Origin of the sequence: Methanoregula sp., from assembly GCF_050010295.1 — an archaeon.
In the GTDB taxonomy this organism is placed as follows: Archaea; Halobacteriota; Methanomicrobia; order Methanomicrobiales; family Methanospirillaceae; genus Methanoregula.
This window is the reverse complement of the sequence record NZ_JBEKLH010000006.1, coordinates 59,982-84,292: the sequence shown is the minus strand read 5'-3', so window position 1 is coordinate 84,292 and position 24,311 is coordinate 59,982. Positions and strand designations below refer to the sequence as shown.

Annotated in this window: 24 protein-coding genes; 11 read left to right on the top strand and 13 right to left on the bottom strand. The window is 54.5% G+C overall.

From position 1 onward, the window contains the following. The first annotated feature begins 4 nt into the window (after positions 1-4). Positions 5-145: a hypothetical protein gene (locus ABSB80_RS08945; protein ID WP_428370237.1), complete on the top strand. Its 141-nt coding sequence runs from the start codon at positions 5-7 to the stop codon at positions 143-145. Positions 146-166: 21 nt separating this feature from the next. Here the strand turns inward: ABSB80_RS08945 and ABSB80_RS08940 are convergent, their stop codons facing one another. After that, positions 167-967, bottom strand: a complete 801-nt coding sequence (locus ABSB80_RS08940; protein WP_428370235.1) for a class I SAM-dependent methyltransferase — start codon at positions 965-967, stop codon at positions 167-169. Between the two features lie 174 nt (positions 968-1,141). Here ABSB80_RS08940 and ABSB80_RS08935 point away from each other — a divergent pair, with 174 nt between their 5' ends. The 3 genes from ABSB80_RS08935 (at position 1,142) to ABSB80_RS08925 (ending at position 3,409) form a co-directional block, all read left to right on the top strand. Continuing rightward, positions 1,142-1,999 (top strand): pirin family protein, encoded by an 858-nt coding sequence (locus tag ABSB80_RS08935; protein WP_428370233.1) that lies wholly within the window; start codon positions 1,142-1,144, stop codon positions 1,997-1,999. Positions 2,000-2,034: 35 nt separating this feature from the next. Continuing rightward, positions 2,035-2,634 carry a class I SAM-dependent methyltransferase gene (locus ABSB80_RS08930; RefSeq protein ID WP_428370231.1) on the top strand — a complete coding sequence of 200 codons (600 nt, stop codon included), beginning with the start codon at positions 2,035-2,037 and terminating at the stop codon, positions 2,632-2,634. 109 nt (positions 2,635-2,743) lie between these two features. After that, positions 2,744-3,409, top strand: a complete 666-nt coding sequence (locus ABSB80_RS08925) for a nitroreductase family protein (RefSeq protein WP_428370229.1) — start codon at positions 2,744-2,746, stop codon at positions 3,407-3,409. 54 nt (positions 3,410-3,463) lie between these two features. On the opposite strand, the gene ABSB80_RS08920 is transcribed toward ABSB80_RS08925, so the two are convergent. Next, positions 3,464-3,673, bottom strand: a complete 210-nt coding sequence (locus tag ABSB80_RS08920) for a hypothetical protein (protein ID WP_428370227.1) — start codon at positions 3,671-3,673, stop codon at positions 3,464-3,466. A 94-nt stretch (positions 3,674-3,767) separates the two neighbouring features. Beyond that, a complete protein-coding gene (locus ABSB80_RS08915) occupies positions 3,768-4,736 on the bottom strand; it encodes a PEGA domain-containing protein (RefSeq protein ID WP_428370225.1) in 969 nt (322 codons plus the stop codon). Between the two features lie 180 nt (positions 4,737-4,916). Here ABSB80_RS08915 and ABSB80_RS08910 point away from each other — a divergent pair, with 180 nt between their 5' ends. Continuing rightward, positions 4,917-6,311, top strand: a complete 1,395-nt coding sequence (locus ABSB80_RS08910; RefSeq protein WP_428370223.1) for an MFS transporter — start codon at positions 4,917-4,919, stop codon at positions 6,309-6,311. 132 nt (positions 6,312-6,443) lie between these two features. Here ABSB80_RS08910 and ABSB80_RS08905 read toward each other — a convergent pair whose 3' ends face one another. Next, positions 6,444-6,731 (bottom strand): hypothetical protein, encoded by a 288-nt coding sequence (locus ABSB80_RS08905; protein WP_428370221.1) that lies wholly within the window; start codon positions 6,729-6,731, stop codon positions 6,444-6,446. A 137-nt stretch (positions 6,732-6,868) separates the two neighbouring features. Between ABSB80_RS08905 and ABSB80_RS08900 the strand changes: the two genes are divergently transcribed. Then, the gene (locus tag ABSB80_RS08900) at positions 6,869-7,090 is read left to right on the top strand and encodes a hypothetical protein (protein ID WP_428370219.1); all 222 of its coding nucleotides are present in this window, start codon (positions 6,869-6,871) and stop codon (positions 7,088-7,090) included. A 32-nt stretch (positions 7,091-7,122) separates the two neighbouring features. On the opposite strand, the gene ABSB80_RS08895 is transcribed toward ABSB80_RS08900, so the two are convergent. From ABSB80_RS08895 to ABSB80_RS08885, 3 genes are all read right to left on the bottom strand, one after another. Next, complete coding sequence (locus tag ABSB80_RS08895) at positions 7,123-7,785, bottom strand: metal-dependent hydrolase (RefSeq protein ID WP_428370217.1); 663 nt, start codon at positions 7,783-7,785, stop codon at positions 7,123-7,125. A gap of 113 nt (positions 7,786-7,898) precedes the next feature. Further along, on the bottom strand, positions 7,899-8,507 hold the full coding sequence (locus tag ABSB80_RS08890) for a response regulator receiver protein (protein ID WP_428370215.1): 609 nt from the start codon (positions 8,505-8,507) through the stop codon (positions 7,899-7,901). Between the two features lie 176 nt (positions 8,508-8,683). Then, the gene (locus tag ABSB80_RS08885; RefSeq protein WP_428370213.1) at positions 8,684-9,535 is read right to left on the bottom strand and encodes a hypothetical protein; all 852 of its coding nucleotides are present in this window, start codon (positions 9,533-9,535) and stop codon (positions 8,684-8,686) included. A gap of 197 nt (positions 9,536-9,732) precedes the next feature. Here ABSB80_RS08885 and glyS point away from each other — a divergent pair, with 197 nt between their 5' ends. The 3 genes from glyS to ABSB80_RS08870 all read left to right on the top strand — a co-directional run bounded on the left by glyS (position 9,733) and on the right by ABSB80_RS08870 (position 16,052). Then, positions 9,733-11,430, top strand: a complete 1,698-nt coding sequence (gene glyS, locus ABSB80_RS08880; RefSeq protein ID WP_428370363.1) for a glycine--tRNA ligase — start codon at positions 9,733-9,735, stop codon at positions 11,428-11,430. A gap of 1,703 nt (positions 11,431-13,133) precedes the next feature. Then, on the top strand, positions 13,134-15,374 hold the full coding sequence (locus ABSB80_RS08875) for a DEAD/DEAH box helicase (protein ID WP_428370211.1): 2,241 nt from the start codon (positions 13,134-13,136) through the stop codon (positions 15,372-15,374). Positions 15,375-15,401: 27 nt separating this feature from the next. Beyond that, positions 15,402-16,052, top strand: coding sequence for a hypothetical protein (locus ABSB80_RS08870; RefSeq protein WP_428370209.1), 651 nt, complete (start codon positions 15,402-15,404; stop codon positions 16,050-16,052). 319 nt (positions 16,053-16,371) lie between these two features. On the opposite strand, the gene ABSB80_RS08865 is transcribed toward ABSB80_RS08870, so the two are convergent. Further along, positions 16,372-16,800 carry an Sjogren's syndrome/scleroderma autoantigen 1 family protein gene (locus tag ABSB80_RS08865; protein WP_428370207.1) on the bottom strand — a complete coding sequence of 143 codons (429 nt, stop codon included), beginning with the start codon at positions 16,798-16,800 and terminating at the stop codon, positions 16,372-16,374. 79 nt (positions 16,801-16,879) lie between these two features. On the opposite strand from ABSB80_RS08865, the gene ABSB80_RS08860 reads away from it, so the two are divergent. After that, positions 16,880-17,143, top strand: a complete 264-nt coding sequence (locus ABSB80_RS08860; RefSeq protein ID WP_428370206.1) for a stationary phase-response protein — start codon at positions 16,880-16,882, stop codon at positions 17,141-17,143. A 97-nt stretch (positions 17,144-17,240) separates the two neighbouring features. Here ABSB80_RS08860 and ABSB80_RS08855 read toward each other — a convergent pair whose 3' ends face one another. Further along, positions 17,241-17,864 (bottom strand): DUF2115 domain-containing protein, encoded by a 624-nt coding sequence (locus ABSB80_RS08855; protein WP_428370205.1) that lies wholly within the window; start codon positions 17,862-17,864, stop codon positions 17,241-17,243. A gap of 196 nt (positions 17,865-18,060) precedes the next feature. On the opposite strand from ABSB80_RS08855, the gene ABSB80_RS08850 reads away from it, so the two are divergent. After that, the gene (locus ABSB80_RS08850) at positions 18,061-18,996 is read left to right on the top strand and encodes a DUF475 domain-containing protein (RefSeq protein ID WP_428370204.1); all 936 of its coding nucleotides are present in this window, start codon (positions 18,061-18,063) and stop codon (positions 18,994-18,996) included. 118 nt (positions 18,997-19,114) lie between these two features. On the opposite strand, the gene ABSB80_RS08845 is transcribed toward ABSB80_RS08850, so the two are convergent. The 4 genes from ABSB80_RS08845 to ABSB80_RS08830 form a co-directional block, all read right to left on the bottom strand. Further along, the gene (locus tag ABSB80_RS08845; RefSeq protein WP_428370203.1) at positions 19,115-20,263 is read right to left on the bottom strand and encodes a PAS domain S-box protein; all 1,149 of its coding nucleotides are present in this window, start codon (positions 20,261-20,263) and stop codon (positions 19,115-19,117) included. Beyond that, positions 20,260-22,290 carry a PAS domain S-box protein gene (locus tag ABSB80_RS08840; RefSeq protein ID WP_428370202.1) on the bottom strand — a complete coding sequence of 677 codons (2,031 nt, stop codon included), beginning with the start codon at positions 22,288-22,290 and terminating at the stop codon, positions 20,260-20,262. Before ABSB80_RS08840 ends, ABSB80_RS08845 begins: the two co-directional genes overlap by 4 nt. Positions 22,291-22,445: 155 nt before the next feature. Beyond that, the gene (locus ABSB80_RS08835) at positions 22,446-23,252 is read right to left on the bottom strand and encodes a 4Fe-4S dicluster domain-containing protein (protein ID WP_428370200.1); all 807 of its coding nucleotides are present in this window, start codon (positions 23,250-23,252) and stop codon (positions 22,446-22,448) included. Between the two features lie 169 nt (positions 23,253-23,421). Further along, positions 23,422-23,838: a secondary thiamine-phosphate synthase enzyme YjbQ gene (locus ABSB80_RS08830; protein ID WP_428370198.1), complete on the bottom strand. Its 417-nt coding sequence runs from the start codon at positions 23,836-23,838 to the stop codon at positions 23,422-23,424. Positions 23,839-24,311: the final 473 nt, after the last annotated feature.

The window sequence follows — 24,311 nt, the reverse complement described above, 5'->3', positions numbered from 1 at the left end:
GCGGATGGTACCAAAGCGCCCGAAGGTTACCGGCACGATTGACCGGACCTTTCCCGTGTCGGCGTTCTCCCGTCAGTCGGATTCCGCCAGCTATGCGGAAGGGTACATGACCCTTTTCATCACGAATTACGGCGGAAAGCGATAATCCCGTCCTTTTTCCCTCCTTTCACTCCGCTTTCTCGAGATCAAATACCCACCGGCTCACTCCCGGTGCCACGTTCCCGCAGGGTTTATGGTACAGGACACTGAGCCCTTTCTGCCCGAACATCCCGGTCAGCAGGGGAATCTCCCGGCGGGTCTTGAACGTATAAAAATGGAGCATCCCCCCTCCCGGGACGAGCGGAAGAAAGGTGTCCAGGATCTGATCCATGCCGTAGGGTGTCGGGATGATCACCCGGTCGAACCTGTGGTGCGGCAACAGGGAAAGATCCCGGGCGTCGCCGTGGATGATCGTACAGGTCCGCCGGACGTGGTTGAGCGCCACGTTCTCGTCGAGCCAGGAGAATGCGTCGGGGCTCTGTTCGACGGCAACCACCGCTGCCCCTTTCGCCGCGGCCGGGATGGCAAAAGGGCCGACACCGGCGAACGGCACAAAAACCTGTTCTCCCGGTTCCACCTGGTCGATCACCCGTATCCGTTCATGTGCCATACGAGTATTGAAGAAGACCCTGCTGACATCCAGGCGGTACTCAAACCCGAATTCCCGGTGGAGTGTCACGGTCGTATCCCCGATGAGCGCATCATAGTGCGCTGTCCGCGAACTGTCCGATACCTTCTCAACCTTGTTGAGAACCGTAGAGATATTTCTTCTCCGGGTGATGACAGCCTCAGCCACTGCGTAACGGAATTCAGCCAGTTCCTCCGGGATTGACAGGACTGCAATATCCCCGATAACCTCAAACCGGTCGGAAAGGTGCTTCAGTCGCTCTTCCGGGATGATGCCTTTCATCTGGTCTCTGAGTCTCATTCTTCAGGGTATCCGGTAGATCTTCCCATACCAAAACAATTCCCGAATCGCCATCTCCCATAATGAGGGTTTCACCCGGCATGGGTGCAGTTCGCGGCTCCCGGGTCTGGAAAAAATTCCGGCATGTATCAAAAACAAATATTAATGTTGCTTCAGTTACCTGTTCTCTTAATTATGATGCGGGTGCGGGGAGTCGAACGGATCCTTCGGGCATATGCAACGGTTGAGGGGGCCGGGGTGAAACTGCACCGGGCGTTCGGGAATTACGAGGTCCCCCAGTTCGACCCCTTCCTCCTGCTGGACGATTTCAGGGCCGGGCGACCGGAAGATTATCTCGCAGGCTTCCCCTGGCACCCTCACCGGGGTATCGAAACGGTCACCTATATGCTCGAAGGCACGGTGGAGCACGGTGACAGCATGGGACATTCGGGCAATGTCAACGCAGGGGATGTCCAGTGGATGACGGCAGGATCCGGGATCATCCACCAGGAGATGCCACAACCGGTGAACGGGCGCATGGGAGGGTTCCAGCTCTGGGTGAACCTGCCCGCAGCGAATAAGATGATGGACCCGCGATACCAGGAGATCAGGAAGGCGCAGATACCCGTGGTCTCCCCGACACCGGAGATCACCATTGGCGTTATCTGCGGATCGTTCAACGGTCTGACCGGGCCGGGCCGGGATATTATCGCCGATCCCCAGTACCTCGATGTATCCCTGGCACCGGACACGATCTTCACGTTGCCGGTGAGGGAAGGATATACAGCCTTCGGCTATGTCACCGGAGGTGAAGGGACGTTCGATTCGGAAGAAGGAAACAGGGTGGTCAACCGGGACCTGGTCCTGTTTGGCGGCGGGGCTTCGATCTGGGCGAAGTCTTTTGGTAAGGGAATGCGTTTCCTCTTCGTCTCCGGGAAACCTATCGGGGAACCGGTTGCCTGGCGGGGCCCGATCGTCATGACTACGCGGGAGGAACTGCGCCAGGCATTCAGGGAATATGAGAACGGGACATTTATCAGAAAGAAAGCCTGACCTGCCGGATGTGCTCTGATCAGGGGGGTGCCGGCATGAAAACGCCTGCTTTCCACACAACGCCCGATAACGTTGCATTTCATCTCCGGGAAACATCCTTCCGCCAGATCTTCGAAGTCCCGGAATACCGGTTCAGCGACATCGGGGCAGGCGATCATGTCCTCGATATCGGTGCGAACGTCGGGGCATTCTGCATCCGTGCAGCCCGCATTTCAGGTCACGTCACGGCTGTCGAACCGGTTACGGCGCGGATACTTGAAGAGAACATCAGGCTGAACAATGTCTCCGTCGCCGTAATTGCAGGGGCACTCGGGGACGGGAGACCGGCCGGGATCGCATGGGACGGGTGCCGTGTCACCACCCCCACGTACACCCTCCGCTCGCTCACCGGGATGGCCGGGGGGTGCGATTTTCTGAAATGCGACTGCGAAGGAGCCGAGTGGTCGATCGATCCCACGGACCTCGGAACCGTCAGGAGGATAGAGATGGAACTGCATATCCCCCCGATAAGCGGTCCGCCGGATCCCGCGCTCCTCGAGTATATCTCCCGTCATTATGATTTTTCGATCGACCGGGACCCCTGTCATCATGTCCTCGGGGTCATGGGGATACTCCACGCAGAACGGCGGAACTAAAAAAAGGTTTTACGCAATGTCCCGGTTCCGGCCGGGAAGGAACTGAATCTGTCGACCGTCTTGCCAACCTTCAAGAACCGGCCAGCCAAACTCCATGCAGGGAGATCTCATGTGCAGCGATATTTTTGAACAAAGAAATGTCTTCCTCGACCAGATCGTCGCCGAACGCCGTTCGCACCGGGTGTTCAGGCCCGAAGCGCCGCCGGAAGACGAGATACGCCGCATCCTTCATGCCGGGTTACTTGCCCCGTTCGCAGCGGCAGCGGTCGGGGACTCAAAGGATTATTTCCGCCGGTTCTTCGTCATGAGGAACGGATCGCGGAGCATGAAGGCAGTCATCCCCCTTGTCCGGGAGCAGGTCGCCGCCATGGCGCAGGACATTGAACGGAAGATGGAGGACGATCCCGTCCTCCGCGCAAAAGCGGTTACGTTTGTCCAGCGGCTTGCTGCGATCCGGAAGATGGGGGTAGTACCCGGTGTCGGGACTGCTCCATGGTATATCGTTGTGGCAGAACGGAGAGGGTTCCCCCCGGTTGAGCTCCAGTCGCTTGCGCACTGCATGGAGAACATGTGGCTGAAAGCTACTGCCCTCGGGCTCGGGTTTCAGCTCGTCTCGGTAACCTCGCAGATGTCCCCGGATCCGGAATTCTGCCGGGTCCTCGGCATTCCTGCCGGGGAATGGGAGCTGATGGGATGTGCGATCGGCTATCCTGCAGATGATCTCCCCCCTTCCATAAGGCCACCGGTTGAGGATGTAACCTGCTGGCTTGAATAACTGGTTTTTGAGTAGAGTTGAACCGGTCGGAAATCCCCCCGACGGGTACCGTTTTCACGAGAACGCATACCACGCGAGCATACCGATACAGATGAGCGAAAAGATGAGGACCAGGGCAACATTGATCGCTTTTTCCTTCCCTGACATTGACTGCCAGTCGCCCTTCTGTCTCTTTGCGAGGTACCCTATGGCCAGCCCTATCCCGGTCCCGGCAAGGGAACCCAGCGCAATGATATTCAGGATGCTGAACAGGTCCGCACTCATACGTTCACGGTATCCGGGTTGCCTCTCTTCAGATATAAATCCCCGTCAGGCGGGTGTGGACCCGGGCCCGTCTCCCGGGTGCCCGGCACCTGCGTCATAACGGGGCCCGCGGGCGGCGGACTATTCCCAGGGCGACGGCAATGCAGATGGCAAGCAGGGTTCCCGGGATGATCTCAGCTGCCTTGAACGGAAGGGAAGGGACCGGGGATACCGGTGCAAGCATAATAGTCAGTGGCTGGTTCTCGCCGGCAACTACCGATACCGCCTGTTCGGTGGTGACAAATCCGTCATGGGAGGCCGAGACCGTATGGTTGCCGGGCAGGATGCCGGAGAGCGTGGAAGGGGAAGTCCCCGCATCTGCGCCGTCAAGGAGGATCCGGGCACCGGAGGGAGATGTATTCACCGGAAGGTACCCCAGCTCCGGAGCAAGGGTTGCGTTGACTTCCGCTGTCTGCCCGCTTCCGACCGTTACCGGGGTTGATACTTTCGTGTACCCGAACTTTGAGACGGTGACGTTATAGGTACCGGGCTCCACCCCCTCTTTTGTCATGGGTGTACTTCCCAGATACTGCCCGTTGAAGACAACTGAAGCGTTGTCCGGTACGGAAAAGAACTGGACCGAACCCGGTTCCGATGGTGTGGTTACCACGACGTACGGTTTGAGGAGGGTGACCGATATCGTCCCGTAATCGGCATCGCTCAGGTGGGAAAGGTCATCCGGGCCGTCGACCACCCAGATAGTATATATCCCTTCGTCAAGGCGTCCCCCGGTATCTGCCGTATTCCATTCGTAGCTCCAGCGGTCGTTGCTGTCCACGTTAACAACCGTGAACCCGCCCTGGTCAGCACGCAGGTTGATATTATCGAGTGCTACGCCATTAACCGGCAGGTTGGGACCGGTCAGGAAGAGGTAGACCGACTGGCTGGCGGGCGAATATCCCGAGAGCGGTACGATGTCTCCCAGATAGGTCTGGATACCTGGCGCTGCCGAGACTCCGCTTACAAGGACAAGACATGCAACGATGACAAGTGCCGCGTATGCAGTGGTGCGGATGAATCCCATATGCCCTCATCTTGTTATTGCCGACCCTTGGTTAAGCCTTTTGGATTCCGTAGATCTTTGCCCCGGACCATAAACCCCGGAGGACGGCGATAGAAAAATACTGGCGAGCTGCACAACTTCAGGCACACGAATCACTTTCTTATTAATATCCTCAGGTCTCACCTACCATCAGACACTACCATGCACCAGCCGGATATCAGGAAGGTGGCGCTCTTTATTGCGGTTCTCTCGGGTTTTATAACGCCGTTTGACCTCTCCGCAGTCACCATCGCCCTGCCGTCCATCGGCTCGGAATTCGCTATGGACGCAGTCACCCTTTCCTGGGTGTCGACTGCCTACCTGCTCGCGGCCGGCGTATTTCTCGTCCCTTTCGGCAGGATCGCTGATATATACGGGCGGAAAAAAGTGTTTGTCGCCGGGCTCCTTCTCTTCATCCTTGCATCTGCCTGCATGGTCTTCTCGGTCTCTTCGGTCATGATCATCCTCCTGCGGGTGCTGCAGGGGACAGGTGCGGCGCTGATATTCGGCACGGCCGTCGCGATCCTCACGGAGGTCTCACCGGTTGCCGGACGGGGCCGGGCTCTGGGAATTTATACGACCGCTGTCTATCTCGGGCTCTCCCTGGGGCCGTTCCTCGGCGGTTTCCTGGTCCAGCACTTCGGATGGCGGAGTCTCTTCCTTGTCAATGTCCCCATCGGGCTTTTTACGATCGGCCTGATCCTGCTCTACCTGAAAGGGGAGTGGGCAGACTCGCGGGGCGAGACGTTCGACTTTGGCGGTGCCGTCCAGTACGGCCTCGCCCTGATCTGCATCATGTACGGGTTCTCGCTGCTGCCTGATACCGGGGGTTTTCTCCTCCTCACGGCGGGTACCGCGATACTTGTGTGGTTTGTGGCACGGGAATTGCGGGTCTCCCACCCCCTGATGGATATCGGCCTCTGGACGAAGAACCGGGCCTTCGCCTTCTCCAATCTTGCCGCACTCATCAACTACAGTGCAACCTTTGCCGTCACGTTCTTTCTGAGCCTCTACCTCCAGTATGTCAGGGATCTTGATCCCTGGTACGCGGGGACCATCCTTATCATCCAGCCGGTCATGCAGGCCGTCCTCTCTCCCTATGCCGGGCGGCTCTCGGACCGGATCCCTCCCGGGTGGATCGCATCGGTCGGCATGGGGCTGACTGCAGTGGGGCTTGTGGCGCTCGCATTTCTCGACAATACCACGCCGGTCCCTGTGCTCATGCTCATTCTCGCAGTGCTCGGGATCGGGTTCGGCCTTTTTTCATCGCCGAACGTCAATGCCATCATGAGTTCGGTACAGAAAAAATATCTCGGGATCGCGTCGGGGACCCTGGGCACGATGCGTCTCGTGGGCCAGATGCTCTCCATGGGTATTGCGACGATGATCCTTGCAATCTACATCGGCAGGACCCAGATCACCTCTTCCCAGTACGGGCAGCTTCTCTCGGGCATGAAATCCGGATTTCTGATCTTTTCCGTCCTCTGCCTCATCGGTATTGCGTTCTCTCTTGTCCGGTGCGCACGTACCGATGGGTCTGAAGCGTGCGTGCGCTGACCCGGCGTCCCTGTTTGTCTCTGCAGATCGTTTCTGGTGCTGTATTTAAAAAAGGAATTCCCGGATGGGCTGACTGTTCATTTTTCTGCCCGGGCACTTCATCCCGTTCTGCCGTGGCCTGGAAAGATTCATCTATGCCTTGTGTGTCTCTTTCAGGATCAGGCTGCTCTGGAGATGCAGGTACAGGGCGATGATGACCAGGACATAGGCAAGGGTCCTTATGATAATAAGCGGGATCATCAGCGGCACCTTCAGGCCGGCAAGGGTCGCTGCATGCGAGATACCGAAGAGGCCGAACGCCGCTCCGATATACAGGGGCAGGTTATGCCTGCACTTTTTGAAACAGAGAAATGCAAGGATGACGATGATGATACACAGTACAAGATTGATGAACGTGATGGGGTCCCATTCCAGTGCCATAGACTACACCTGCATGATATTACGCGGAACTTTTCTTTAGGGTAACGATCCGTTCCCGGTATTTTGCCGGGCTTCTCTCTCGAAATTTTCTGTGATGGAAAAAATGATCATCGCGGGCAGGGATACCGGTGGGGAATATGATTCGTTTTCTGGTAATCAGGAGCCCGTGCCCAAGCCTCCAGCGGCGGCTCCCGCATATGGCCACGTCATTGAAGAGGCACACGATGATCGTCCTGTTCCCGGCCATCCCGCAGTCCGTCCTCTCCGTATTTTTTGAACCGCACATCCGGCCGTCTGACATGGTTTTTGCAGCGGGATTCGGTGGTTATGTTGTTGAGGGAATTGGCGATCCCCATTAAGAAATTATACACCCGGGCCGGCGGGCCGGAGATCAGGTGCCGATTCCGACACTTTCACCCGGGTTCAGGACCTGCACCTTCAGATCGCTCGTCCGCTCGACCGCTTTTTTGAATGCGTGCGGATCGGCAGCTATCCTGTCCCAGGTGTTGTAATGGATCGGGATCACCAGCTTTGCCCCGATATAATTTGCCGCCATCATCGCTTCCGCACCACCCATCGTGTACCTTCCCCCGATCGGGAGCAGGGCGACATCCGGGTGGTAGAGGTCACCGATCAGCTTCATATCCGAGAACAGGGCCGTGTCCCCGGCATGATAGACCCGTACGTTGTCCATGCCGATGACGAAGCCGGCTGCCGTCCCACCAAATCCCGGTATCCCCCCCTCGTCGATGGAACCGGAATGGAGTGCAGGCGTCATCGTGAAGGTCACCCCGTCGACCGTGAGGGTCCCGCCGATATTCATGCCCTCCGAGGGGACGCCCCTGCTTTTGAGGAATCTGGCGATCTCGGATATCGCCACGGTCTTCCTTGCGAGCGAGACCGTCTCGCCCATGTGGTCGTTATGCCCGTGAGTGACCGCGACGATATCAGGATTCGTCCCGGCTACACTTCCGCCTTCGATAAACGGGTCGATGAGGACTTTTCTTGTGCCGGAGAGGAGCACACAGGAATGGCCAAGGTACGTAAGCTGCATATATGCAGATCCGGTTACTCTCGGATGAAATTTACCATCTGCACATGCAATGATAAAAACCGGGGGCGGGGTGTCAGTAAAAAGGGACGGACGTTGTATCGGATAACGATCCTTTACGTCACATCGATCAGCTCAGCTTCGGTGATGTCGATGGAGTCGCCAAGACTGTCGGCGGTAGCGCTCCGGGTCATCTGCTCGGAGAGGTCCCGGTCCTCCATCACATCCCGGATCCGGTCGATGTACTGGTCAATGGTCGGGTCTTCCTGTTCTTCGATCACGTGCCGGTACTCGCGGAGGGTCGAGGGGCTCACGCCGAGTTCTTCAGAAACCTCCTTCATGGTCTTACCGGACTCGATCAGCTCCTCCATCTTCACCTTGTCAAAGGGCATCCTGAAGTCGAGCTCCCGGAAGAGTTTGAGTCTTACGCGGGCCCGTGCGACCGTCTTGCTCAGCTTCTCGTCCCCCAGCTCGCGGGCGATTTCCGTGTCATTCTTTCCTGCATAGAATGATGTTACGAGCTTTGCGAGCTGGATCGGTTTCAAAGAGGTCTTGAAGATCCCCTGTTCCGTGATCTCTCTCATAACGAGAGCGACCTCGCGTTCGATCGCGTCGCTGTCTCTCAGGGTTCCATGGATATTTTTCATGGGCTCGACGATCTTCGTCTTGCCTGACATGGTACTGAAGAGTTTCAGAAGATGTGCCTTGCGTTTGTCTTCGGTCATTGCATACCCCGTATTGGGATTAGGATATACAATACTTCGTCAACTATTTAATGCTATCTTTATGCGTTGTTTGACCAAAAGACCTTTAAATTGGTGTTTAACATTCATACATCCGGGTAGGGTTTCGTGCGCAGATCGCCCGGTATTTTTGGATCTATGATAGATAGAAATATTATTTAAATTTCCATTGGTTCTAATATCTCAAGTATAAATTCCGAAATTCCGGTAAGCATGAATAACATAACAAAATAAGCACAGATGTACAAAAATATTTGTGTACTGCTAAATTGTGGAATAAATGATTCTTTACTCAAATCATAGAATTTTTCATAAAAATTTATGAAAGTTATTGTTTCCTGGCTAGACAGAATAAAAGATTTAAAAATTATGTCCATAACCATAATAAAAAAAGTGGAAGCAGTTAGAGCAAAATAAAAGGATACCATTCTTTCTTTTAAATCTGACATAGATTTTTCGTTTTGATAAAATTCCTTAATCAATCTAAAATATATAAAATCCTTATTTGAAGGATTTGTTAATAATCGCATGGAAAGTAGATAAACAGGAATAGTGACTAAAGAAGTGAGAAATGCCTCGTTAATATTATTTGGAAAACAAATATTATTAGGTGAAACATTGAAAAAATTTGATGGATTTAGTAGATAGACAAAAGTCATGTAGAGTGGAATTGATAAAACTAAATAATTTATAAACATTTCAGGAAAATTGAATTGATAGGTGGATAATGCCTCCTCTTCGAGAGGTAAAAAATCATAAAAACATTTTGGAACTAGACAGTTTTTTGAAAAATTTCGATGATAAAAGCTGATTCTTGAAACAAAAATCGATATCCACCGAATTCCGAAAAGAATGATAAGTCCCATCCCTGAAAAAACAAAAATAAATGCCCATGCTAAATTCGATATCGTTGATATCCATGAAAAATAAATTATTAAAAAATTTATGGCTGATGCAATAAGAGCTTCGGCCAAAACAAATTTTACTAATTTTTTTAATTCATGGGTCATATTTTTAAATTGTTTGAAAATATGCATTATGATGTATTAAAAGTCTTATCATAATCCGGAACTGGATGTTTTTAAAATGATTAAGGCTGAAAACGGGAGGTATAATATCTGTCCGGAATAATTGGTATAGAGAATTTAAAATTAAAACGAAGTGATAGATAGTGATACTGGGTTCCGATGATGTCTTTGAGAACGTGATGGAGCTTGCCAGACGCCGCGGGTTCATCTGGCCTACCTCGGAGTGTTATGGGGCGGTGGCCGGCTTCATCGATTATGGCCCTCTCGGTGCGATGATGAAACGGCGTATCGAGAATATATGGCGGGATTTTTATGTCATCCAGGAGGGGTATTACGAGATCGAGTGCCCGACCATTGCGCAGGAGGCAGTTTTTATCGCCTCCGGCCATGTGGCAGGATTTGCCGACAAGATGTGCCAGTGCCCGCACTGCAGGGAATACCTCCGGGCGGACCATGTTGCCGAAGGCGGGGGGATACGGAACGCGTCGACAATGAAAAACGAGGAACTCTCAGCGGTTCTTGCGAGCTGTAAATGTCTTGCCTGCGAAGAGGTTCTTGGCACGGTCGAGGTCTTCCAGTTCAACCTGATGTTCAGGACCATGATCGGCCCGGGCTCGCAGAGGACCGGTTACCTGCGCCCCGAGACCGCACAGGGAATGTTCGTCGATTTTGCCCGCCTGCTCCGGTTCTATCGCGACAAGCTCCCGTTCGGTGCTGTCCAGATCGGGAAGTCCTACCGCAATGAGATATCGCCCCGGCAGGGAATGATCCGTCTCCGGGAGTTCACCCAGGCGGAAGCAGAGATCTTCGTCCACCCCGACGAGAAGAACCGCCATCCGTCGTTCAGGCGGTACGCGGAGTACCGGATGCCGCTCCTCACCTCCGACCAGCAGCTGGCTTGTGGTGAGGCAGTTTCATTGTCCATGCGGGAAGCCGTGGACAAGGGAGTCATCGCAAACGAGTACGTGGCATATTACGTGGCCCTCACCCACGAGCTTATGATCGCGATCGGGATAAAACCGGAGCGGCTCCGCTTCCGGCAGCACCTGCCGGACGAGCTCGCCCACTATGCGAACGACTGCTGGGACGCAGAGATCTTCTCGCAGCGGTTCGGCTGGGTCGAGACGGTCGGGATTGCGGACCGCACCGATTATGACCTGAACGCCCACGCAAAGCAGAGCGGCATCCCGATGACAGTCTTCATCCAGTATAAGGAGCCGAGGAAGGTGCCCCGGCGCCGGATCATCCCCAACATGGGCGTGCTCGGGAAACAGTACCGGGACAAGGCAAAGGCGATCTTTGCCGCCCTCGCGACAGCGACACCCGACAGTTCGGGGGCCGACGTTATCGTCGACGGCGAGACGATCCACATACCGCCCGACCTCTTCGAAATCCGCGACGAGATTGTCGAAGTACGGGGAGAGGAGATCGTCCCGCACGTGATCGAGCCCTCGTACGGGATCGACCGGATGTGCTACGCAGTCCTTGAGCAGGCCTATGACGAGGACGAGGCTGACGGTGAGAAGCGGATCGTGATGCGGTTCTCCCCGAAGGTCGCACCGGTGCAGGTTGCCGTATTCCCGCTCATGTCCCGCGACGGTCTCGACACGATCGCACAAGAGATCGCAGGGAAACTTCAGAAGAAGGGGATCCTTGCGGAATACGATGACAGCGGCGCGATAGGGCGGCGATACCGGCGGCAGGACGAGATCGGGACGCCGTTTGCGATCACGGTCGACTATGAGACGAAGGAGACGCAGACGGTCACGGTCCGGGACCGGGACAGCATGAAACAGGTGCGGGTGTTCGTACAGAAGGTGCCGGAGATTGTCGGGGCTCTCGTGGAAGGGAGCCTGAGGTTTGCGGAGCTGGAGTGAGAGTCCGGAACTGGTAAAATACGTAACTAATTGATTGTAAACAGGACATTAGAGAATATTTATTTTTTAATTGATGCATTCCACGAAATCGCAAGAGCAAAAAAGCGATTCCGATGGATATCAGATTTGCCGGATTTATATTCCGTTGGTTGAGAATTTCCGAATAGTAATTTGGATACACTATGGATATGAATCCGTAAATCATTAAAAAAATTCCACACAGAGATAAAATTGTTAGGTACCATGCCATATTATCCCAAATCATTGTAGAACTCCTAACGATTTACTTAATTTTGGTAGCGGTATGAAGATTTGGATTCGGGAATCACTGAAATATAATGAAAATTTTAATTTTTTAGCATGATGATGGGGGTTGATGCCCCCATACCCCCATTCGCGATTCCTGCCGCCGCAGTCGAAGATTTTCTGGGGAAAATCTTCTCCACAGCCTTCGGCTGTCCCCGACGGACGTAGTCGAAGAATCCTGATGGATTCTTCTCCCGTCTTATTGCTGTGGAAATCGACGCCCCGCGGCGGCCTCACTTACCTACCTATCCCCAACCGGTATTCGCCCCGCCGTGACTCGAAGAACCTTACCGGTTCTTCTCGATTTCGCAGTTCTGATGAACCACTCAATCCCCGGAGCACCCTGAGGCGGGGGACCCTCACGATCAAAATGAAATAGCTATGATAATATTTTCAAAAATTCTGAACCGTTCCGGATTTTCCGGAATTTTACAATTCTGTTCAGCATTTCGATAAAAAAAATTTCAGATTAACAAAAAAAAAATTCCCGAAAAAATTTCCGGATCCTCCCGGGATTTTTAAAAAAATATTTTTCCGGAATTTTTTTGATTCAAAAAAATTCCAAAACTTTTCACAGTAATTTTTTCTGAAAAATATTTGTTCGTGAAAAAAAAGTTTCTGTTCGTTCCGAAAAATTTCCAAAACATGGAAAATTTCACCGAAACGGCTGGGGAATAATCCGACAATCTCTGAGGAGATCCCTGGCTCCCCCATCCATGCCTAAAACCATACCTTTTCTCAATGCGGTGACCAAAATACGCCTTTATCATCGTTATTTCGCCAAAATATCCGTAAATACCCCCGACTTTATTACAGGGCCTTAGAGGCCTTTTCTTTGGCAGATCTCATGAGAAACATACTATAGAAGGCATCAAATGAAAACTCACCCATCTATGGGGGGTCGATTTCATTTGCAATTTACCGTTATTTTTACAATCGGAGTTATTATAGAAGACTTTATTGGAAGCGCAAATCCGGGCATTTTACGGGCTTTTCCGACATCGGCTTCCGGGAAACAGAACCCGTAAATGGCCCGGATTCGGCGCGGAAGGGGCCTGGAGAGATGAGCCCCCAAGGATCTGATTTTGGGGAATAATGGTGGGTAAATTGACAGTGGGGAATGTTATACCATTTCGATATTACCATGCTGTGGTAAATGAATACCGGACTGTTCCGTCCCGGACTTTCTAAAATTTTCAAATTTGAAAATTTTTTTAAATTTTTCCGGATCCTCCCTGAATTTTTTGAAAAATATTTTTCCGGAATTTTTTTTAATTTGTACGTGCCGGCGCCAAACCGATCCAAAAAAATTTCCGGCCCGACCCGGCTTCGCAGATCGGATCGCTCCCACGCACAATTCCTATATTACTCTCAGCAACCAAACCTCCTCCAATCACATGGACTACATCAGCCACCCTCTCATCCGCCCGGACAGCCTTGAATCTCGGGAGTACCAGCTCTCGGTCGCTATGCGGGCGCTTGACGGGAACACGATGGTGATCCTGCCGACGGGACTCGGCAAGACTGCCGTCGCGCTCCTCGTCGCCGCCTCACGGCTTTACAACGAGGGGGGAAAAGTGCTGATGCTCGCCCCCACCAAGCCGCTCGTCGAACAGCACCTCCGCTATTTTGAACGCTACCTGCTCGTCAAAAGTCCTCCCGGTTCAGATTCCTCTCCGTTTGCCATGTTCACCGGCGAATCCCCGCCGGACGAACGGACCGCTGACTGGAACCGGGCGACCGTGATCCTCGCAACCCCGCAGGTTATCAAGAATGATCTTATCGGGGGACGGTACTCCTTAAAAGACGTCTCGCTCCTTGTCGTGGACGAATGCCACCGGGCTGTGGGGAACTATGCCTACGTCTTCCTGGCCCAGCGCTACCTGGCTACAGCTGACAAGCCCCTCCTCCTCGCCATGACCGCTTCGCCGGGGGGTGCACCGGAAAAGATGCAGGAAGTGTGTGCCAACCTCGGGATCACCCGGGTCGAGACACGGACTGAGGACGATCCCGACGTCCGCCCGTACGTGTTCGAGCGTGACCTTGAGTATATCATGATTGAGCTTCCTCCCGAGCTCAAGTCGGCTATCGATGTAATCAACACGCTCATCGAGAACCGGCTCGCCCTGCTCGCATCCCTGCACTTCACGGTGCCCAAACGGGACCGGCTCACGATGAAGGCGCTCAACGCGATCAACGCCCAGATCCAGCAGAGGATCTCAGACCGCGACCCAGCCGCGTATTCCGCAGCCTCGGTCTACGCGGAGTGCATGAAGCTCAAACATGCTGTCACCCTTGCGGAATCGCAGGGGAGCGAGGTGCTCAAAGGGTACCTCGCAAAACTGATCGCAGAAGGAACCGGTTCCGGTGGCAGCAAGGCAAGCCAGCGCCTCGCACAGGATGCATCGTTCCGCGAGCTCTTTGAACGTTCCACCGGCTGGACAACGGAGCTGCACCCGAAGCCGGGGATCGCACTCGGGTTTGTGAAGGAGCAGCTGGAAACGCACCCGGACAGCAGGATCATCATATTTGCAACCTACCGGGACACGGTCCAGCTCCTCGTGGATTTCCTCGCAGAGCACGGGATTACGAGCGAGCGGTTCGTCGGGCAGGCCACGAAAGATGCGGAGAAGGGGCTCAGCCAGAAGAAGCAGATCGCGGCGCTGGACCGGTTCCGGAGAGGCGAGTTCAGAGTATTGATCGCCACGTCGGTCGGGGAGGAAGGGCTTGATGTCCCGTCCACGGACCTGGTGATCTTCTACGAGGCGGTGCCCTCGGAGATACGGTCCATCCAGCGCAAAGGCCGTACCGGCAGGTCGGGGGCAGGAAGGGTTGTCGTGCTGGTGACCAAAGGGACCTCGGACGAGGTGTTCCGCCACGTCAGCCAGGCAAAGGAGAAGATGATGCACAAAAGCATGCGCACGATGGGAAGCATGGCATCCTCGCCGCCAGTTCCGGTTGCCGTTGAACAGTCGAGCATCGACGAATTCACCCCCGCGGACCAGCGGTTGATCATTATCGATGACCGTGAGACGTCCTCAAAGGTCGTCGAAGTGCTCTCGAACCTGGGTGCGTCGATCCGCGTCGAACGGCTGGCACACGGGGATTATGCCATCGGGGACCGGATCCTCGTCGAGCGCAAGACCGCACGGGACTTTGTCGATACGCTCATCAACCGCGACCTCCTCGGGCAGGTCAAGGAGATGGCCGAGGCAGTCACGCGCCCGGTGCTGATCATCGAAGGCGGAGACCTCTACACCCAGCGGGACGTCCACCCGAATGCGATAAAAGGCGTCCTTGCCGCACTCACGGTGGATATGGGTGTCTCGCTGCTCTTCACCCGGGACGAGCAGGACACCGCACAGATGCTCTTCGTGCTTGCGAAGCGTGAGGAGGGAGAGCGGGGGGAGCGTAAGGTCCACCCGCACAAGTCGCACCGCTCCCTGCGGGAGGAACAGGAGTATATCGTCTCCTCATTCCCGGAGATTGGGATGAAGAACGCCCGCCTCCTGCTGGCGCACTTCGGTTCGATTCAGGGTATCGTGAACGCGTCGCTGGAGGAGCTGGTTGCGGTGCGGGGGATCGGGGAGAAGACGGCTGGGAAGGTGTACGAGGTGTGCAGGAGGGGGTACGGGTGAACCGGATTTTCAGGAGCCCTTTACAGTATGAATAAACAGGACCAGATTGTTTTTACTCCGGATAACGAACCCTATCTTGGACGTATATCTGTATATCATTTTGATGAAGTCATTATCAGTTGCCTCGAATTAAATCAGGAAATTGCAAATTTTACGCAAGAAAATGAATTAAATCGAATACAAAAAGCAGCAACCCAAATTATTCCTCAATCAATTAACCTCTCACTGACAATTCGGGAATTGATAAGGCAAGGATATCTGTTTGGAGCCTTGGTTTTATTGCGTCCACTGATTGAACGAGTTGCAATTATCAATTATCTCAATGCTAATCAAGAGAAAATTGTCCTGTGGGAAGAGGGATGGAAGAATAAAAATAGCCCCCGATTCGAAGAAATGCTCAATACGTTAACAGGAAAAAAGGATCCAAAATTAGTTAAAACAGTTATAGAAACGCTCAATCATCTTGTCCATGGCGATCCAATTGGAGCAGAATGGAATCTAATTCAAACACAAAAAAATGGATTGGGGTATTCTGTTGGAAAAGTTTTGAACGATCCAGAATTGTGTGACTATATTTGTTTTAACGCGAGCCTCTATTTGGTTACGACACTTGGAATTATGACGAGTTGTTTTCCTGAAGTGATAAAAATAGAGAAATCGAAGGATACACCAAGTTGAATTAAACTCAAATAAAGATGACCGCCGCCGCCCCCGGCGGGGCGCCCCCGCGGCGGCCTTAATTACCGGTCACCAAAACCGGTAATCTGCCCCGCCGTGCCGCGTGAGCGGCCCTGAGGCGGGGAGCCATCGCTTCGGTAAAAGTGATGTAACATTTTTCCAAGATCAGTGACAATAGAATTTTGTTTTCCGGATCATGTTCCGGATCTTTTTCCGGCACACATCCCCACGGACCCCGAACGATTCCATCCGCTGCTTCAGGCCGGCACGATCGGGATCTTCCCTGAAGATCTCCAATGGAACTAAAACCGGTATATCCCTACAACCGGCACAATATCTCGAGCGCCTCGGTCCCGGCCTTCACGGCGTTCATCAGGGTGAGGACGTGGTTCGGGTCCTTCTCGTTGTGGATCCGTTCGCAGAGCGCATGGATCGTCATGGCGAGCTCATCGGCAAGCAGGCCCCCTTCCCCTTCGCAGGTGCACGATTCCTCGTCATGGTCCGCGCCGCACGTGCATTCCTGCCGGGATTCGGCAGGAGGTGCCTGCGCCGCAGGAGCAACAGGTGCGGCCGCAGCCGGTTTTTGTGCAGCCTTTGCCGCCGCTTCGTTCTCTGCGCAGACGACGCAGAACGTCTTTCCCTTGACTTCAAAGAGCGGGCAGCCGCAGGTCTTGCAGGACTTTTCGAGCATCTTGCCTCCCTTGAGGAGGTACTCAGCCATGATCTCGTCTTCTTTTCGTGCGGGCATGGTATCACCGTCTCGTCAATATTTAAACTATATATGTCGGTTCCGCATATTAACTACAGGTACACAGACCGGTGATACCATGCCAAACCCTGAAAAAACCATGGAAAACTGTATCCTGATGCTGCAGCACATCCAGGAGGACAGTTCGATACCCCGTAATATCCGGCGCGTGGCAGACGAGACCCGGACGCTGCTCACGAACAATTCCAAGGCGATGGGGCTGCGCGCCGCGGAAGCCATCTCAAAGATCGATGAAATCTCCAATGATCCCAATATGCCTATTCATGCGCGGACCCGGATCTGGGAGCTCGTATCGCAGCTGGAGACGATCCCGCTGGACTGAATACGATCCGGCCGGACTTTTTTATTTTATCGTGGACCGGGGCATTTTTACCGGGCGAACGCCATCATTATCCCGATGCGATGACACCCCCGCCTTTTCAGCCCTCCTCGCTCTGCTTTGCCGGGCAGAAGTTGCAGATGGAGTAAAACACCTCTTTTTCCTTGTCCCGAATCAGGCAGTAGTAGTCTTTTCCCCGCTGTTCGACTCTGAACCCGCCGGGGAACGGCATCCCTGCGGGGTGGCCGGGTTCGTCGAGGACGAACAGGGTAAATGCCGATATCAGGTAATAGAAGAGCCGGTTCTTCGGGTTCCGGAAAAATGGGTTGCGCTCGCCTGCGTCGTCCCAGGAAAAAACGCCCTCGGGAAGCATCCCGCAGAACTTCCCGAAGATCTCTCGGTCACGGAGGGGGGAGTCCAGCCTCTTAAAAGCGCCGCTACGGTGCATGGCGAGGAGGAGGTGATGCTTCCCGAAGAGCTGTTCGCGGAAATACGGCCGGATCGCCTCGCGGTACGGAGAGGGAAGTTTCTGGATCTCGCTGTTCAGCCTCCCCCCGATGATCTGGAGGTCAAACAGGGAATACTGCGACAGCTCGCCGGCAAGTATCGTGCCGAGTTCACCTTTTGAGCGGGCTCTTGCGATCCGGTCGGCAACCGAACAGATCTCCCGGTAGACCCCCTCGTCCCGGTCGGCCGGACCGGATACTGCTCTGCTGGCTTCCATGCACAATCCCGAACCCTGGTTGTAGTGTTGTTCTTTTCTATCCAAAAATGTCGCTGTGCCTTTTCAACCGTTGCGGTCCGTCCGGCAGAATGGAAAATTGCGAAGCAGCGGGTTTTTCCTGGCAGATATCCTGTCCTGACAGCCATTTTTGCCTTGATATATTTATACATCAAAGAATACCATATGATCCTGACTCATGGACATCATTTCCATCATCCTGATCATCGCCGGCCTCTGCCTGTTCGAGACCATAACAAGCATTGACAATGCCATCATCAATGCCGAAGTGCTCTCGACGATGAGTGAGCGGGCGAAGCGCTGGTTCCTTACCTGGGGGCTGTTGTTTGCGGTTTTTGCGATCCGCGGCCTGCTGCCCTGGCTGATCGTATGGCTGTCAAACCCCGCACTCGGCCCGATCGGGTCATTTACCGCCACATTCTCGAGCGACCCGCGGGTACTCTCAGCGATCGAGCAGTCCGCCCCGGTTCTCCAGATAGGCGGCGGAACATTTCTCCTCTTTCTCTTCCTGCACTGGCTCTTCCTGGAGGACAAGAACTTCGGCCTTCGCGGGGAGCGCTTTTTTGCCAGGAACGGCGTCTGGTTCTTCGCCCTCGTCTCGGTCGTCCTCGCGGGCCTTGTCTGGTTCTCGCTCGGGATCAACACCATGGTCGCCTTTGGTGCCGTGATCGGATCGACGGCATTCTTTATTGTCCACGGGTTCCGGCAGAACGCTGAACATGCAGAGGAAAAGATGCTCCGGACCGATATGACCGATATCAGCAAGGTCTTTTATCTTGAGGTCATCGATGCCACGTTCTCTATTGATGGCGTGGTGGGGGCGTTTGCGTTTACCATGGCAGTCCCCCTGATCCTTATCGGGAATGGTCTTGGTGCATTTGTCGTGCGGGAACTCACCCTTCGCAACGTGGATACCATCCGGAAATATCTGTATCTCAAAAACGGGGCCATGTATTCGATCTTCTTCCTCGGAATCATCATGATCCTGGACAGTTCCGGGATGCACATCCCGTTCTGGGTCTCCCCGCTCATCACGTTCGGGGTGGTCGGGTACTTCCTCGTGAAATCCTTAAAGGAGATCCCAAAAGCCCCGCGGTCCAAGAGGAACTCCTGACGGCATTTCTCCGCGAACCTTTCTTCCGATCCCCCGGCAATGCATCCGCCGTTTTCTGCGCCGGGTCCCTGCTCTACTTTGCCTGTACGGGGATTCCGGGACTCTCCTCCCGGATCTCCTAACCCCGGTTCTCCGGACCATCCGGGAGTTTCGTGGTCCCGGGCCCGCTCTTCAGCCACCCGTTCAGGATAATTCCGTCGATAACCGGATTCCCGTATAAATTACTGATGATTCCATGCATGGGACGGATTGATCCATCAGTGGATTTCATGTGCATGCGGACTGGCCTGACGATCCCGGGGCTGCCCATACTGTCAGCAAGAACCCGTTTCAGGGCCGGGACCTCCTCTCCCGCCACAAGGTCAAAGATCGGTCTTCCCACAAGAACCTCTGAGTCGTATCCAAGGGTGCGGGCGATGGAGGGGCTCTCATTACGGATTGTCCCGTCACTGTTCAGGATCGCAATGATATCTGAGGTCTCTTCAAGGAACGACCGTAAAAATTCCTCGTTCTGGCGTGACAGTTCTGCCGATCTCTTATTCCCGGTGACATCCGTGATCGATATCGCGTACAATATGACCTCACCCTCCTGGTTGGTTATCGGGTAGACCGACGTCTCAAACCAGCTGCCCCTGATCTCATCCTCAAAATGTGACGGGGTTTTTGTGGTCGGGTTCATGTACCAGGCTGCCATCCGGGACGACAAAATCCCCTTCCCGACCAGATCGGAAACATTGGTACCGGCAAATTCGCAGACCTGTTTTCCTGCATAGGTTGCGAACGCCTTGTTCACCGCGAGGAACATGCCGTTTGGGTCGATGAGGAAGAGCATGTCGCCGGTTGCGTCGAGCAGCACGCGGGTGATCTCTTCACTGATCCGTATCGCATGTTCCATGGCGTGCTTGTACAGCGCCATCTCGATGGTTGTCCTGAGTTCCATCTCCCGGAACGGCTTGAGGATATAGCCGAACGGTTCGGTGACCTTCGCTTTGGTAAGGATACTGTCATCGCTGTATGCCGTGAGATAGACGACGGGGATCCGGAACTCCCTCTTTATGATCCCGGCTGCTTCAACCCCGTTCATCTTTCCCGCGAGCATGATATCCATGAGGATAAGGTCCGGGTGCATCTCCCCGGCTTTCCGGACCGCCTGCTCACCGGTCATCGCTATCCCACAGACGGAATACCCCATCTCCGTGAGGCTTCTCCGGATATCCATCCCGGTTACTGCTTCATCTTCAACAATGAGGATCTTTGCGTCGCTCACGCGTGATCCCCCCCTGCGGTTTCAACAGGAAATTCGACCCCGAATTCCGTCCCTTCCGTTCCATTCACGGCGAGGGTTCCCTGGACCTGGTCAACAAGGGAGATCACCAGCTGCATGCCCAGCGTTTCAGCGCGGTTCAGCTCGAACCCTGCCGGCAGCCCGATGCCGTTATCCCCGATGATAAGGGAATAATGGTCATCCTCCCGCCGCAGGCGGATGGATATCACGCCCGACCGGTCATCGGGGAACGCATATTTCAGTGAATTCGAGATGAGCTCGTTGATTATCAGGCTGACCGGGATCGCCTTGTGGATCGGGAGAAGGATATTGTCCGCCTGGACATCTATCCGGGCCTTTTCCGGCGTGATGCTGTACGATCGGAGGAGGTAATCCCCCATTTTCCTCAGGTAATCGCCAAAATTGATCTCGGCAAGGCTTTTTGACTGGTATAATTTCTCGTGGATGAGCGCAATGGATGTTACGCGGTTCTGGCTCTCCCGGATCGCTTCCCTGCTCCTGGGATCCCTGATCATCTTTGCCTGCAGGTTCAGGAGGCTTGAGATCACCTGCATATTATTCTTTACCCGGTGGTGAATCTCTTTTAAGAGGATCTCCTTCTCGTTCAGCGAAGCTGCGATCTCCTCCTGGAGGGTTTTTCGTTCGGCTATCTCCTCCTGGAGGTTCCGGGTCAGCTCACTCAGCTCGATCGTCCGTTCCTGGACTTTCTGTTCCAACTCGAAGTAGGCCCTCTGCATGGCATCCTCTGCCCGTTTCCGGTCGGTAATATCGAGGAAACTCTCCAGGATATACGGATGCCCCGATACGGTGACCGGGACTACGGTTTTTAACACCGGTATCTTTTTCCCGTCGGCTTTCACCAGAATGCTCTCTACGTTTTCGGCTCTCTTCCTGAGATCAATAACCGGGCACCTGCCTTTTCTTCCACGGCAGATGGAATCTTCACAGACCGCGCCGATAAGTGCGCTCTTTTTTGTGCCGATCAGCCTCACTGATGCAGGATTGGCATCTACGATCGTGCGGGTGTTCGGATCGATCATCACCAGGCCGGTCTGGACGGAATTGAATATTGTCTTGAGATACTGTTCACTGCCCTGTAATTCTTCTTCGGCTTTTTTCCGGTCAGTAACGTCCTCAAAGGTTTCCAGGGCGCCGATCACCTCCCCCTGTTCATCCCGTACCACTACCGCCGTGAAATGGAGCCAGGTACCGTTCTTCCCGATTTTTGGGAAAAAATCCGTTGCTTCATACGCCCCTTCGATATACCTGGATGAGCTGTACTTGTCCGGGTACCACGCGGGGATTTTATCGATCTCATTCTCCAGCAGCAGGTCTGCAAGGACCGGACGCTTCGTGTCATAGAACGCCTTCCATGCAAGGGTCGTCCCGCGGACGTCCCGGGCTTTTACCCCGGTGTATTTTTCGAGTGCCCTGTTCCAGTACATCACCTCGTGGTTCCGGTTGATCACGAACTGCGGGATGGAAGACCCGTCGATAATCGAGTGGAGCCGCTGCCCGCTGGACCGGATCGCCTCTTCCATCTCTTTGCGTTCGGTGATGTCCCGGGCAATGGACAGCGACAGCTGCCTGCCATGCCATGGGAACAGGTGAGTGCTGATCTCCACCGGAAACTCTGTCCCGTCTTTCCGCCGGTGAATTGCGTCAAAGGTCGCATGCCCCCGGAGCCGGATCGTGCGGGCTATCGCAGGAATCTTCGGTGCATGGACGGGGGAGATGATATCGGAAGGCGATCGTGCGAGCAGTTCCTCCCGGGTATATCCGAGCCGGCTGCAGGCAATGCCATTGACCATGATGTACCGCCCGGGAGAGAAGTCCGGCAGCATCTCGTGAAGGAACAGTGCATCGTTCGCATTCTCAAACAGGGCCCGGAATAACTCCTCGCTCTCTCTCAGTGCGTAGGGGGGGCCGTCTTCCCCGGAACTTCTGCTGCGGGGAAGTGAGGGATCAGGAGAAGAGGCCGTCCTTTCATCCCTGCAGTCCGTATTCATCCCAAACACACCCGATCTGTTATATAAAATGCTGACTATCCGCTATCCATTAGTAGATATATTCTCCTTATAAAAACACTGATCCCGTTTCTGCAGTCCGAAAAATGGCAGGAAAATCCATCCTGGACGATCCCGCCAGGGCCCCTCCCCGGTGCTCATCGCCCGCCATAGGACCTGATGTGCTTCCATGCACGGTGGTAGGGTTCAAACTCCTGATTATTCTCATCGTACATCCCGGGATCCGTCCTCCCGTACCGGATCCTGTCCTCGCCCACGGGACAGACTTTGATGCAGATCCCGCAGGGGGAAATGAAGCGCTTGGACAGCGCTTCGGACCGGGCTGCACAGGTTTTCTTGTCGATGAGGCCATCCGGGTAGTCCCTGCCGCTGATGGCTTTCACGGGGCAGCTGTTCACGCACTTCATGCACCTGATACACAACGGTCTCTCCAGGATCGGGTCCTCAGGGAGTTCGGCAGACGTGAATACCGAGGAGAAGCGGACCCTCGGCCCGAATTGTGGCGTGAGGAGGGTATTGTTCACCCCGAAATTCCCGAGGCCGGCGAGGTACGCGGCATGGCGGTGTGAAAAGAAGGCGACCGGCCTTTCCTTAAGGACGCTGATCGACCCGTACCCGTCCCGCGGGATCCAGACCGAGGGGTATCCTTCCGACGTGAGGAAGGTCGCTATCCGGTACCCGTCCTGGTCGAGCAGGGCATTGACGGTCCGGTAGAGCTCATGGTAATGGATGGACGGAGTTGTCTCGACTACCGGCAGGCTGACCGGCATCCCGATCACCATGACGGTTTTCACTTCCGGGTAAATTGCCTTTGGTCGGAATTCTTCCGGCACCCACGGCTCGAACAGGGGCACGTCCCAGCGCCCGGCAGAAGCAAAGCCCACCAGCGGGATGTCCAGACCCGAACATTTTTCAAGGATCTGCCGCTTCAGTTCACGGTTCATTGCATGAGCATGGAACGGGCGGTGATAAATCGGTTTGGGGGATATGCGGTTACGGTCTTGGCATCGCTGCCCCCTTTCGTTCTCTTCCGGCACATCCGTGGTAAAACGCCCAGGAGGAGGGGACAGAGATCCCCGGTCCGGGTACCCGGGGACAGCCCCGCCGGTTTTTTCACTCGCCGGACACGGTGCAGATGATGGTCCGTTCCCTTCCGGCGTTCACATCGAGTTCGAGCAGCACGACCTGCTGCCATGTCCCGCACATCAGCCCGTCTTCGGAAAACGGGAGTGTCAGCGAAGGGCCGATTATCGACGCTTTCACATGCGACCTGCCGTTGCCGTCGCCCCAGCGGGCATTGTGGGCATAGTCTGCATCATCCGGCGCAATAACGGAGAGTGCACGCCGGAGGTCCGACAGGACTCCCGGTTCGTACTCAATCGTGGTGAGGGCCGCGGTTGAATGCTGGACGAAGAGGTGGACGAGGCCGCTCTTCACACCGCTCTTCCGTATCGCTGTGCTGACCTCCCGGGAGATATTGATGATATCCCCTTCGCGCTCCGAGGTAACCTTCAGGCTGGTCCGGTACATGGGTACACCATATACCTATCTCTGGCCTCTCGTTCAAAACCATTCCTGATACCGGGCTTCGTGTATGGGACCTAAAGGAGAATCGGGAAAGATCCGAGCGGAGAACCGGTGCAGGGGTTTTCCTGCACCGAAGGGAATGCCGCAGCCGGAAAAATGGGATCATCCATTCGTAGTATTGTTTATCAAGACATTACTCAGTTTCATCATTGAGCGCTCTTGGGGGCTCCAGCACAATGTGCTTTCGCCCCCGCCGTTAGGGCATCCCCCAAAAGGGGATAGTCACTCAGAAGGTTAGTGGAAATCTCTGAGAACCTGAGGAATTATGAGTGGGGGTCAAGGGGATGCTCCCCCTTGGGCTGATTGAGTAGTCGTCAGACTACGAAATCGAGAAGGTCGTCAGACCTTCGCTGCCTCCCCCTCTGGGGAGACTGCGATTCCCAGAGGGAGGAGCAGGCTTGAGAAGAACCCGGAGG